At 70.7% G+C, this 12594-nt stretch carries 9 protein-coding genes and 1 pseudogene; 6 read left to right on the top strand and 4 right to left on the bottom strand.

The genetic code is table 11. The annotated features are described in order from the left end of the window. Positions 1 to 68: 68 nt before the first annotated feature. Complete coding sequence (locus JIX55_RS21605; RefSeq protein WP_257564941.1) at positions 69 to 2096, bottom strand: SAM-dependent methyltransferase; 2028 nt, start codon at positions 2094 to 2096, stop codon at positions 69 to 71. A 211-nt stretch (positions 2097 to 2307) separates the two neighbouring features. On the opposite strand from JIX55_RS21605, the gene JIX55_RS21610 reads away from it, so the two are divergent. Together JIX55_RS21610 and JIX55_RS21615 are read left to right on the top strand one after the other, a co-directional pair. Further along, entirely contained in the window at positions 2308 to 2691 is a 384-nt protein-coding gene (locus tag JIX55_RS21610; RefSeq protein WP_257564942.1) for a hypothetical protein, read from the top strand. A gap of 67 nt (positions 2692 to 2758) precedes the next feature. Beyond that, a complete protein-coding gene (locus JIX55_RS21615; RefSeq protein ID WP_257564943.1) occupies positions 2759 to 3499 on the top strand; it encodes a hypothetical protein in 741 nt (246 codons plus the stop codon). Positions 3500 to 3532: 33 nt separating this feature from the next. Here JIX55_RS21615 and JIX55_RS21620 read toward each other — a convergent pair whose 3' ends face one another. Both JIX55_RS21620 and JIX55_RS21625 read right to left on the bottom strand, forming a co-directional pair. Further along, entirely contained in the window at positions 3533 to 4249 is a 717-nt protein-coding gene (locus tag JIX55_RS21620; protein WP_257564944.1) for an HNH endonuclease family protein, read from the bottom strand. A gap of 194 nt (positions 4250 to 4443) precedes the next feature. Beyond that, complete coding sequence (locus JIX55_RS21625; protein ID WP_257569427.1) at positions 4444 to 5280, bottom strand: SCO6745 family protein; 837 nt, start codon at positions 5278 to 5280, stop codon at positions 4444 to 4446. 176 nt (positions 5281 to 5456) lie between these two features. Between JIX55_RS21625 and JIX55_RS21630 the strand changes: the two genes are divergently transcribed. Next, complete coding sequence (locus tag JIX55_RS21630; protein ID WP_257564945.1) at positions 5457 to 6119, top strand: TetR/AcrR family transcriptional regulator; 663 nt, start codon at positions 5457 to 5459, stop codon at positions 6117 to 6119. A gap of 134 nt (positions 6120 to 6253) precedes the next feature. Here JIX55_RS21630 and mfd read toward each other — a convergent pair whose 3' ends face one another. After that, positions 6254 to 9811, bottom strand: coding sequence for a transcription-repair coupling factor (gene mfd / locus JIX55_RS21635; RefSeq protein WP_257564946.1), 3558 nt, complete (start codon positions 9809 to 9811; stop codon positions 6254 to 6256). 83 nt (positions 9812 to 9894) lie between these two features. On the opposite strand from mfd, the pseudogene JIX55_RS51480 reads away from it, so the two are divergent. The 3 genes and pseudogenes from JIX55_RS51480 to JIX55_RS21645 form a co-directional block, all read left to right on the top strand. Continuing rightward, positions 9895 to 10060 (top strand): annotated as a pseudogene (locus JIX55_RS51480) (cobyrinate a,c-diamide synthase); the annotation flags it as partial. A gap of 354 nt (positions 10061 to 10414) precedes the next feature. Beyond that, positions 10415 to 11854: a DUF2079 domain-containing protein gene (locus JIX55_RS21640; RefSeq protein ID WP_257564947.1), complete on the top strand. Its 1440-nt coding sequence runs from the start codon at positions 10415 to 10417 to the stop codon at positions 11852 to 11854. Positions 11855 to 11980: 126 nt separating this feature from the next. Beyond that, a complete protein-coding gene (locus tag JIX55_RS21645) occupies positions 11981 to 12541 on the top strand; it encodes a phospholipase (RefSeq protein WP_257564948.1) in 561 nt (186 codons plus the stop codon). Positions 12542 to 12594: the final 53 nt, after the last annotated feature.

Here is a 12594-nt window from a genome sequence, read left to right on the forward strand (position 1 = left end):
CCGTCCGGTAGGCCTGATCGTAGAGGGAGTTGGCCGAGTCGGGCCGGGCGACCGCTCGTCCGTCGCTGCTAGTCCGGGGCGACCGTACCGTCCGTCAGACCGTCGTACATGCCGCGCACGAGCCGTTCGCCGAGGCGGCCGGCCTGGCGGAGGGCGTCCTCGAAGGCGGCGAGGGCGCGGAACCGTTCGCCGTAGCGGAGCTGCTGGTCCAGGGGGAGCCGGGGCAGCTGAAGGCGGCGTACGTCGAGGCGGGTCGCGGTGGAGGCGTAGCTGCTGGCCTGGCGGCTGTTGGCGGTGCCGCGCAGGAAACCGGCGACGAACCACGCGTCGAGCGCGGCCGGATCGGGGCGCAGCAGGGTGAGGTTGCGGCCGAGGGCGGCGCCCGCGGTCTCCTCGTCGATCACCCGCGCGACACCGCCGCCGCCGAGGACGGGGACGACGACATCGCCCGGCTCCACGAGCACGGGGTCCTCGCCGGTCTCCGGCAGGGTTCCCGAGGGTGCCGTGCCGGCCAGGACGTCGTGATCGGTGAGTACGCGCGTGTGGGGGCCGTTTCCGCCCGTGCGCAGCAGCAGGGCTCCCCCGCGCGCGAGTTCGCCGACCGTGGTGAGCGGCCAGCGGGCGGGCTGCGCGTCGTCGGCGAGCGGGGGTGTCAGGTCGGCGGCCAGACGGAGGGTCTCGCCGAGGCGTTCGCGTACGGCGGTCAGCTCCTCGGCGCCGCCGCCCGCGGCCGGGGGTGGCAGATGCCGGGCGGGAGCCAGGTCCACGTCGTCGTCGAGCAGTTCGATGACCGGTACCGAACGGCTGAGCCCCGGCCGCTCCACCACCTCGCCCGCCCGGTCGAAGGGCTGCCAGGCGTCGAGCACGGCGGTGCGCACCGCCGCCCAGTCGAACCCGCTCCGCCCCTCGGCGCCGAGCCGCCCGGTGTCCACGAACAGCAGCTCGGGCCGCACGGGCGCCTTGTCGGGCCGGCGCAGCACCCACAGGTGCAGTGGGATGTTGTACGGGGGTGCCGCGCCCACGGGCAGGGCGATCACGGCGCGCAGGGCGCCGCGGCGCAGCAGGTCGGCGCGGATACGGCGCCCCGAGCGGCGGCTCGCCGCGGCCGGCGGCATCAACAGGACGGCGGTGCCGCCGTCCTCCAGGCGGGCCAGCGCGTGTTGCACCCAGGCGAGTTCGGATTCCGTACGGGCCGGGAAGCCGTACTCCCAGCGCGGGTCGTAGGCGAGTTCGTCGTGGCCCCAGTTGCGTTCGTTGAACGGCGGGTGGCACAGGACGGCCTCGGCCCTGAGGTGCTCGTAGGCGTCCGCGCGGAGGCTGTCCCCGGGGGCGGTGCGGATCGTGCTCTTGGTGCGCAGGGCGAGGCGGAGCGCGGTGAGGGCGGCCAGTTCGCGGGTGCTGTCCTGGCCGTAGAGCTCCTGGCCGGGGCGGGCGGCGACGGCGCGCAGCAGGGCGCCGGTGCCGCAGGCCGGGTCGAGCACCGAGCGGGCGGGACCGGCGAGTTCGGCCATCAGCTCGGCGAGCTCGCCCGGAGTGAGCGTGTACTGGCGCGGGTTGGCGTCGAGGTGCCGGGCGAGCAGGAATTCGAAGGTCTGCCGCGCTCCCAGGTCGGCAGCGAGTTCGGTGGCGCCGCGCAGCAGCGGGATCGAGGGCAGGAACTCGGCGGGCGTCGGGTGCGGCACGGCCGGTTCACGGACCAGGCCGAAGCGCGGGGTGAGGACGTGCCAGAGCGGCTCGGGCAGGATCCGGGCCAGTTGCTCGTCGTCGGGGCAGGCGCTGAACTCCAGCCAGGCCAGGGGGCGGTCGTGGAGGTACAGCAGGGCGCAGCCCGCGTGCACCAGAGCCGTGACGGGGCCCTCCCGGTGGCCGGTGACCTGCTGCCAGACGCGCTCCTTGAGAGGCACCTCGGCGAGCTTGCCCTGGTTGCGCAGCCACTCCTCGACCTCGCTGAGCGCGAAGGCCGGGCTGGTCTCGGTGCCGCCGACCGGTTTGGGGAAGTCGGCGTGCCGGCGACGCCAGTTGCTGACGGCGGCGCGACCCACACCGGCGAGCCGCGCGATGTCCGCGGCGGTGACCTCTGTCCCGTTCCCCTGCACGCGCCCGGCTCCCCTCGTACCTGGTCTGTGGCGTCGAGCATACCGGCGCACGCAAGATCTACCCATACACGCCGTGTACAGACTCAAATCTGTGAACCGTGTTGACTCGGTTCACAAGCTCTGCTGTCATTGACCCATCGAACGACGATCCGCCCGATCCGGGTGGTCACACGTCAGCCGCGCTGTCACACACCGGGGGAGGAGTACGGCCATGGGGATGAAAGCCCAGCTCGCAGTGAATGCGGCGGTCGGTCTCCTCGTCATCGGTGCGGTCTCGGCGAACACCGGAAGCGGTGTCACCGCCGGGAACGGCGACGGCTCAGCCCACCGCTTCAAGGCCTTTGTGAACAGTCACGGCACCTCCGCCGAGCGAGCCGCCGTCTCCCATGTCACCGAGGTTCACAGGGCCGCCCCACCGGCGGGCGACACCGACACCGTCGACGTCCACACCGACTTCACCGGTGGAGCGCCGGGTGGCGGCACCGACCCCGCCCGGCTGATCACCGCAGCATTCGCCGACTGGAAGCACGACGGGCGGGGCCGCGTCACGGTCTACGACTCGGCGGGCGAACAGCTCGGCACCCGCACGTACTGACGCCGCCGCTCACCGGCCCGCGCACCACCACCGCTCACTTCACACCGATTCCCTGGGGGGAACTCCCATGCGTCGCACCGCACTCACCGCTCTCTGCATCGCAGCCGCAGCCACCTTCTCGCTCACCGGCTGCCTGCCCGGGGACAAGGACGAGCCGAAGGGCCCGTTCGCCGGGCTGACCGGCGACGAGATCGCCAACAAGGCCGTGAAGGCCACCTCGGACGCCGAATCGCTCCGGATGAAGGGCGAGGGCCAGGACAAGTCCGCCGGCGGCACGGTCCAGATGGACATAGCGATGAACAAGAAAGGGGACTGCGCCGGCACGCTGAGCATGAACGGCGAGGGCAAGACCGAGCTGATCAAGGTCGGCGACACCATCTACATGAAGTACGACGAGGCGTTCCTGCGGGCCCAGTCGAAGGGCTCCTCCAAGGAGGAGACCGACATGGTCGTCGACATGCTCGCCGACAAGTGGACCAAGACGTCCGCGACCGCCGAGGACTCCAAGGACATCGCGAGCTTCTGCGACCTCGACACCGCGCTCGCCGACTTCAAGGACGTGAACTCCGACGCCACGCGCGGCAAGACCACCGAGCTCGACGGCACCCCCGCGCTCGTCCTCAACGAGCGTGACGGCAAGGACCGTTACACCCTGTATGTGGCCACCGAGGGCAAGCCGTACCTCCTGCGGGTCGTCAGCAAGTCCGCCGACGAGCCGAGCGACCTCACCTTGACCGACTACAACAAGCCCGTCCCGGCCGAAGCCCCCAAGGGCAAGGTCATCGACCTGGACGAGGACTTCAACTGACGCACCCTCCCGTGAGGCGGCACCGCAGCAGCTTCAGTCCGCGTGGAAGCGGGCCGGGGCCTTGGTGGGGTTGCCGCCGGTGGGGAGTTTCTGGTCGGGGCAGGTAGTGAGGACACGCTTCATGGCGGACTGTTCGGCCGAGGTGACCCACAGGCCGTACTTCGTCTTCACGGCGACCTGGGCGGCCACATAGGTGCAGCGGTAGGCCTTGTTGGGCGGGAGCCAGGTGGCCGTGTCGCCGTCACCCTTACCGCGGTTGGTGCTGGAGTCGACCGCGAGGAGGTTGAGGGGGTCGTTGGCCAGGGCTATGCGCTTGCTGTCGTCCCATTGCTGGGCGCCCTTCTGCCAGGCGTCGGAGAGAGCCACGATGTGGTCCACGTCGATCTTGCTGCGGCCCCGCACGTACGGCACGTCCTCGCCGGTGTACGGGTCCGGGTCGAGTACACCGGAGACCACCGTGCAGTCCCCGTCACGGAACTTCACGTCGTCCAGGTCGCGTTTGAGTATGTCGTCGCGGGTGCCGCAGCTGTTGGAGTCCGTGTCGGCCCAGGGGCTGCCGAACTCGCCGCGGTCGTAATCGGTCTTGGGCGCCCGCCCCTTGACGGTCAGCGCCTCCGCGGCGGCGAACGCGGCGCCGCCCCCACCGGGGTTCTCCTGCGGTCCGGCCGAGCCCTGTGTGTCCAGTTCGCAGCCGGTGGCCGCGACCATCACCAGAGCGACGACGGCCACCCCACCCCTCAGACGCACCACGCGACACCTCTTCCTTCGTCTGTGCTCTCAGCCGGTCCTGCGTGGGGTTCCCCGTCTTCCCTGCTCAATACCGTAGCGGCCGCCGGGTACGGCGATACCGGCACTCAACAGGCATCAGGTGCACGCCGGGCGTATCTCCGGTGGTGAGTGGGTGAGCACGCGGAGGAAGTCGGCCGGAATCCGTCAGGGGGCGTTCACACTTTTCCTATGCCCAGGGTCGTCTCCGACGGCAGCAGGCCCGAGCCGAGGACGGTGACCCAGAACTCGCCCAGCAGGTCGACGAGTCGGGCGGTGTCGGACGGGCCGAGGAACTGCCAGGGGGCGGCGGCCAGTCGGTCGGTGTGCCGCTCGACCTGTTGGCGCAGGCTCCGGCCGGCCTCCGTGGCCGTACCGTCCGGGTGCACCAGGCCGCGTGCCGTGAGGCGGTCGCGGGCGGCGGCCCATTCGTCGGGGCTCCAGCCGCGGCTCTCGAAACGCTCCACCGAGGCCGCGCCTATCGCGGCGAAGGAGACGAGGGACTCGGCGGGGTCGAGGTCCGCGATCAGCAGGGCCGCGAGATGGCCGTCACCACGGTGTTCGCGCAGGATCGTGGCCGCCCGCCAAAGCTGGAGATGCGCGGGCTCGGGCCAGGGCAGCTCGGCGTTGGCCGCGGCCAGGGGGCGGCCCGCGGTGTTCGCGAACCCGGAGGCTCGGCGGGCCAGGGCGGCGGCCTCGGCGAGTTCGGGGCTGTCCACGCGGTCGCCGAATATCGCTCGGTAGGTCCGGTCGATCGCTCGGTCCCGGGCCTCCAGAACGGCCTTTGGAGTCGCGGTCTTCCAGGCCGGTTCGATGTGCTCCGCGACCATGCGGGGGCTGAAGCCGTAGAAGGCGGAGGCCGTCCGCTCGACCCCGACGGCCCCCAACGGCGCCGCGCGGAACGGGAAGTAGCTCGGCCACCGCTCCTCCACTCCGTACCCGAGCGAGGCCGCCTCCTCGAAGGCCTCCGGTGCGTAGTAGAGGACGGCATGCAAGGGCTCCAACAGATGCCACATGCGACGCACCTCGCTCAGGTCGGCCGGCTCGACACTCTCGGACACGACGACATCCCCCCTTGCCACTCCCCCGGCCGTACCGACCGAGCCAGAACTTGACACTGACTAGATTGCCCGATCGCCCCAGAACTTGTCAACGACTAGATGGAACGTTCCGGGGGACCTACGCTGTGTCCATGCCCCGCAGCATCACGGCCGATCAGCCTGAACAGCCCAAGCAGTCGAAGCGATCTGAACAGCCCAAGCAGCCCAACCGCCCTTACCACCACGGCGACCTGCGTCGCGCGATACTCCACACCGCTCTCGACGTCATCACCGCCGAGGGGCCGTCGGCGCTGAGCCTGCGGGACCTCGCCCGCCGCGCGGGGGTCTCGCACGCCGCGCCCGCCCATCACTTCAAGGACCGCACGGGACTGCTGACGGCGATCGCGGCGGAGGGGCACGCGCTGCTGGCGGCCGCACTCGCGGAAGCCGGCGATCTGCGCGACGCGGGCAGCCGGTACGTCCGTTTCGCCCGCGAGCACCCCGCGCACTTCCAGGTGATGTTCCGGCCGGAGCTGCTCCGCGAGGACGACCTCGAACTGACCACCGCCCGCGCCCTGTCACGTGAGCAGCTGCGCACCGCCGTCACGACCGCACGCCCCGAGACCCTCGACGCCGACCCCCGGCTGGCCGGCATCGCCGCCTGGTCCCTCTCCCACGGCTTCGCCACGCTGCTGCTCAGCGGCAATCTGGCCGCGGTCGTGGGCGACCAGGACCCCGAGGAGGTCTTCCGCACCGCCACGGAGCTGCTGTTCCCGTCCACGCCATCCGCGCCCCGACTCGGCCCCGAGGGCTAGGGGCACGACTGCTGCGACACACCGCCACGCCAGCCACGCCAGCCACGCCAGCCACGCCAGCCACGCCAGCCACGCCAGCCACGCCAGCCACGACCCGGAACGACTACGACCCAGAACGAGTACGACCAGAACGGCTACGACCCCAGAATCGATGCCAGGAACTCCCCGGTCCACCCCAGCAGATCCCGTCCGACCAGCGGCTTGCCGCCCACCTTCGCGGTCTTAGGCCGGGGCACCAGCACTTGATGGGCGGCCGGCTTGATGACCGTCCCCGGATACAACCGCTTGAGGCGCAGCTCCTGCGACTCCCTCAACTCGACCGGCGCGAAGCGGATGTTGTTGCCCTGGAGGACGATCTCGCCGACGCCGCAGGCGCGGGCGAGCATCCGCAGCCCCGCAACCAGCAGGAGGTTCTCCACCGGCTCGGGGAGCTTGCCGTAGCGGTCGACGAGTTCCTCGCGTACGGCGGTGACGTCGGCCTCGGTGTTGACGGAGGCGATCGCCCGATAGGCCTGGAGCCTCAGCCGCTCACCGGGCGCGTAGTCGTGCGGGACGTGCGCGTCGACCGGCAGCTCGATCTTGACCTCGAGCGGCGGCTCCTCCTCGATCCCCCCGGTCTCCAGCTGCCGGCGGTAGTCCGCGACGGCCTCGCCGACCATGCGGACGTAGAGGTCGAAGCCGACGCCCGCGATGTGGCCGGACTGTTCGCCGCCCAGCAGATTGCCCGCGCCCCGGATCTCCAGGTCCTTCATCGCCACGTACATGCCCGCGCCCATCTCCGTGTGCTGGGCGATGGTGGCGAGGCGCTCGTGGGCCGTCTCCGTCAGGGGCTTCTCCGGCGGGTACAGGAAGTACGCGTAGCCGCGCTCCCGTCCTCGGCCCACCCGCCCCCTCAGCTGGTGCAGCTGCGACAGACCGAAGGTGTCTCCCCGCTCCACGATCAGCGTGTTCGCGTTCGAGATGTCGATGCCCGACTCCACGATCGTCGTCGAGACGAGGACGTCGAACTTCTTCTCCCAGAAGTCGACGACGACCTGTTCCAGGGCCTGTTCCGACATCTGGCCGTGGGCCGTGGCGATGCGCGCCTCGGGGACGATCTCGCGCAGCCGGGCGGCCGCTCTGTCGATGGATTCCACCCGGTTGTGGATGTAGAAGACCTGGCCCTCGCGCAGCAGTTCGCGGCGGATGGCCGCGCCGATCTGCTTCTCCTCGTACGGGCCGACGAAGGTCAGGACCGGGTGCCGCTCCTCCGGCGGAGTGGTGATCGTCGACATCTCCCGGATGCCCGTGACCGCCATCTCCAGCGTCCTCGGGATCGGGGTCGCGGACATCGTGAGCACGTCGACGTTCGCGCGGAGCTTCTTCAGCTGCTCCTTGTGCTCGACGCCGAAGCGCTGCTCCTCGTCGACGATGACCAGGCCCAGGTCCTTGAACCTGGTCTCGGAGGAGAAGAGGCGGTGGGTGCCGATGACGATGTCGACGGCGCCCTCGCGCAGGCCCTCCAGCGTGCCCTTGGCCTCGGTGTCCGTCTGGAAGCGGGACAGCGCCCGGACGTTCACCGGGAACTGCGAGTACCGCTCGCTGAACGTGCCGAAGTGCTGCTGCACCAACAGGGTCGTGGGCACCAGGACAGCCACCTGCTTGCCGTCCTGGACGGCCTTGAAGGCGGCTCGGACCGCGATCTCCGTCTTGCCGTAGCCGACGTCGCCGCAGATCAGGCGGTCCATGGGGACCGTCTTCTCCATGTCCTCCTTGACCTCGGCGATCGTCGTCAGCTGGTCGGGCGTCTCCACGTAGGGGAAGGCGTCCTCCAGCTCCCGCTGCCAGGGAGTGTCCGAGCCGAACGCGTGACCGGGCGCCGCCATCCGCGCGCTGTAGAGCTTGATGAGGTCGGCGGCGATCTCCTTGACCGCTTTCTTCGCGCGGGCCTTGGTCTTGGTCCAGTCGGCGCCGCCGAGGCGGTGCAGGGTCGGGGCCTCACCACCGACGTACTTCGTGATCTGTTCCAGCTGGTCGGTGGGGATGTAGAGGCGGTCGCCGGGCTGGCCGCGCTTGGCGGGGGCGTATTCGACGACGAGGTATTCGCGGGTCGCGCCCTGCACGGTCCGCTGGACCATCTCGATGTAGCGGCCCACGCCGTGCTGCTCGTGGACGATGTAGTCGCCCGCTTCGAGGGTGAGCGGGTCGATGGTCTTGCGGCGGCGGGCGGGCATACGGGCGCCGTCCTTGCCGGCCGCCTTCTGGCCGGTGAGGTCGGTCTCGGTGAGCACCGCCAGCTTCAGGGCGGGGTCGATGAAGCCGTAGTCGATCGAGCCGCACGCCACATGCACGACCGACGGGGAGATCTGCCCCAGCTCGGCCTCCAGACGGGCCGCGATGCCCTCGCTGCCGAGCACCTCGACCGTGCGGGCGGCCGGCCCGTGGCCCTCGGTCACGAACACCGTGCGCCAGCCGTCGGCGAGCCAGCCCTTGGTGTCCGCCAGAGCCTTGGCCGTGTCGCCGCGATACGTCTCCGGCGCGTGCATGCCGAGCTTGAGGGTGTCCGCGTCGCCCGCCGCGTCAGCGGCTGATGTCCACGTCTCGTCGGCCGCGAACGGCGACACCGACCACCACATCATGTCCAGCTCACGCGCCCGGTCGCGGACGTCCGCGATGGACCAGAGAGAGGCCGCGTCGACATCGATGGGCGCCTCGCCGCCACCGGCGGTGGCCGCCCAGGAGGCCTGCAGGAACTCCTGTGACGTGGCCACCAGGTCCGCCGCCCGCGTGCGCACCCGCTCCGGGTCGCACACGACCGCCATCGCGCCCTTCGGCAGGACGTCGACCAGCAGTTCCATGTCGTCGACGAGGACCGGAGCGAGGGATTCCATGCCTTCGACGGCGATGCCCTCGGCGATCTTGTTGAGGAGTTCGCCCAGCTCCGGGTGGCGTTCGGCGAGGGCACGCGCGCGGTCGCGTACCTCGTCGGTGAGGAGGAGTTCGCGGCAGGGCGGGGCCCACAGGCCGTGCTCGGCGACTTCGAGGGAGCGCTGGTCGGCGACCTTGAAGTAGCGGATCTCCTCGATGTCGTCGCCCCAGAACTCCACCCGGAGGGGGTGCTCCTCGGTCGGCGGGAAGACGTCCAGGATGCCGCCGCGAACGGCGAACTCGCCGCGCTTCTCGACGAGTTCGACGCGTGAGTACGCCGCTGCCGCCAGGGCTTCGACCGTGCGGTTGAGGTCGGCCGTCCGTCCCGTGCGCAGGGCCACGGGTTCCAGGTCGCCCAGGCCCTTGACCTGGGGCTGGAGGACCGAGCGGACGGGGGCGACGACCACCGAGACCGGGCCGGTCTCCGGGTCGTCGGCGCTCGGGTGGGTCAGGCGGCGCAGGACCGCGAGGCGGCGGCCGACGGTGTCGCTGCGCGGGCTGAGGCGCTCGTGCGGGAGCGTCTCCCATGCGGGGTACTCCACGACGCCGTCCGGGGGCAGCAGCGAGCGCAGGGCCGCCGCCAGGTCCTCGGCCTCGCGGCCCGTCGCCGTCACGGCGAGTACGGGGCGGCCCGCGTCCCGGGCGAGGGCGGCCACCGCGAAGGGGCGGGCCGCCGGGGGGCCCACCAGGTCGACGTGGGTGCGGCGGCCGTCGGCTGCCGCCCTGATCGCTTCCGCGAGGGGGGCGTCCTTGACTACGGCGTCTAGCAGACCGTGGAGGCTCATGAAGGGCGGTTCCCGTCCGGGGTGGGCAAGGGTGTGGGGCAACACGAACACCCGGACTCGTGTGACGGGCCGGGGGTGTCCAGGGTACGACGCGCCGTACGGGTGGTGCGGGGGCTGTGGACAACCGTGTGGTCTCGCCCCCGCCGCCCCTACCCATCCCGTCACCAGGGGCTGTGCCCCTTCGACCCCCTTCCCGGGCTGCCGCCCCAGGCCCCCGCCGGGGGGCGAAGGGTGTCTGCGGTGAGTGGCTGTGTGGGTGGGCGGGCGGGTGTGTGTGCGGGCGGGCGGGGGTGTGTGGGCGGGGGTGTGTGCGGGCGGGCGGGGGTGTGTGGGCGGGGGTGTGTGCGGGCGGGCGGGGGTGTGTGGGCGGGTGCCGGAGCGTCGTGGCTTGTCGCGCAGTTCCCCGCGCCCCTGAAAAGCACGCGTTCCCCGCGCCCCTGAGAACGCACCGTTCCCCGCACCCCTCAAAGCGCGCCGTCCCCCACACCCCTGAGAACGCACCGTCCCCCGCACCCCGGAAGAAGGGGCTTCGCCCCTTCGAAGGCGGCGCGCCTAACCTTTGGGGCAGCCGTCGCCCCTGTCCCATACCGAACGCGAGCATCCATGGTCCCGACCGCCCCGTCCCCGAGCTCGTCGGCGCCGTCGCTCATACCGGGGCCGGTCGCGGTCTCGTCCCCGCCCCGTGACCGGCGCTTCTCGCTCGAGCGGCGCGAGCCGTACGTGCTGGCGGTCGTGCTCTTCGTCGCGTACACGGCGGTGTCGGTCGGGCGGTATCGGCGGATGGGGAACCGGTCGTGGGATCTGGGGATCTTCGAGCAGGCGGTGCGGGCGTACGCGCACTTCCAGGCGCCGATCGTCGATCTGAAGGGGCCGGGGTACAACGTTCTCGGGGATCACTTCAGTCCGGTCACCATCCTGCTCGCGCCGTTCTACCGGGTCTTCCCCTCACCCGTGACGCTGCTCGTCGCGCAGGCCGCGCTGTTCGCGCTGTCGGCGATACCAGTGACGCGGGCGGCTACGCGGCTGCTGGGGCGGGCGCGCGGGCTCGCGCTGGGGGTGGCGTACGGGTTGTCGTGGGGGCTGCAGAGGGCCGTGGACTTCGACTTCCACGAGATCTGTTTCGCGGTTCCGCTGATCGCCTTCTCGCTGGAGGCGCTGCTACGGCACCGGTGGCGCGCGGCGCTGCTCTGGGCGCTTCCGTTGGTGCTGGTCAAGGAGGACCAGGGGCTGACGCTGGCGGTCATCGCGGTGGTCGTCGCGATACGGGCCCGGCGGCACGGTTCGCCCAGCGTGGTGCCGTACGCCGTCGCGGTCGCGTCGTTCGGGGCGGTCGCCACGCTGCTCACGTTCACCATGATCATCCCGGCCTTCAACACCGCGGGCGCCTCCGACTACTTGTCCAAGGTCGGCGGTGCCGGGCCCCTCACCGGCGCGGACATCAAGATCCGCACCGTCCTCTGGCTGCTGATCCCGACCAGCGGTCTGCTCGCCCTGCGCTCCCCGCTCCTCCTCGCAGTCCTCCCCACCCTGTGCTGGCGGTTCGTCTCCTCCGACCACCACTACTGGGGCACGGACTGGCACTACAGCGCCGTACTGATGCCGATCGTCACCCTCGCCCTCGTCGACGCGCTCGCCACCGCCCGCCACAGTTCCCGCCCATGGCTGCGTTCGTACGCCGTCCATCTGCCCACCGCCGTCGTCGCGGCCGCGCTCGCGCTGACGACCATGCTTCCGGTGGGCACCCTGACCGAGGCCGACGCCTATCGGGTCCCGGCCGGCGTCCGGGCCGTGGAGAAGCTGCTGGACACCATCCCGGACGGGGCCACCGTCGAGTCCAACGTCGGCCCCATCAGCCGGCTGACCTCCCGCTGCCGCGTCTTCTGGATCGGCCGGGCCAAGGGCCTCACCCCCGACTACATCGTCTTCAACAACGCCTCGCGCTGGGTGAAGGACGTTCCCGGGTACGCCCGTCAGCTGCATCCGCGGGCCCGGTACGAACTCAAGGGCGTCATCCAGGGTTATGTCCTTTTGGGACGCATCTGAGGTAAAGGGGGATGCGGAATATAGAATTCAATTTCCGCACTGCCCGAAAGGACAATAGCCCGCCCTTATCCGAACGTGTCATCGTTGCAATCGCTTCCAGCAGCCAAGCAGAAAAGGAAAGCAACCTTGACTACCTTACGCAGAGTAATTCCCGGCGCCGCCCTTTCGGGAGTTCTCCTTCTCACCGGTGCCGCACCCGCTCTGGCCGGTCCCGCCCAGTCGGACGGCACGGCGTCCACGCAGGCCGCCGCCGCAGCCCCGACCAAGGCACAGAGGCTCGCGAAGCTGAAGACGGTGACGGAGAACTCGTCCGCCTCCCAGACCAAGTGGTACACGGCGCTCGGTCAGCACCGGACGAACAAGCAGGCAATCAAGAAGTACAAGTTCACTTGGAAAACCGACTACTGCTCCTGGGCACCGGAGAAAATCGCGGGCGGGTACGACTTCACGTTCGCGTGCTATCGGCACGACTTCGGGTACCGCAACTACAAGAAGATCGCGGGCAAGCCCGCGTTCACGCGGTCCCACAAGCTCCGGATCGACAAGGCGATGCTCGGCGACATGAACCGGGCCTGTGGCCAGAAGTTCTGGGCCGACCCCCTGACGCCCACCGCGCGCAAGAAGGCCAAGGCGGCCTGTCTGAAGACGGCGAAGAAGTACTACTCGGCCGTCCGCTCCTTCAACTGAGAACGACGACCGGCGGGGCGTGGCATCACCGCCCACGCCCCGCCGGTCCCCCG

Origin of the sequence: Streptomyces sp. DSM 40750, from assembly GCF_024612035.1 — a bacterium.
In the GTDB taxonomy this organism is placed as follows: domain Bacteria; phylum Actinomycetota; class Actinomycetes; order Streptomycetales; family Streptomycetaceae; genus Streptomyces.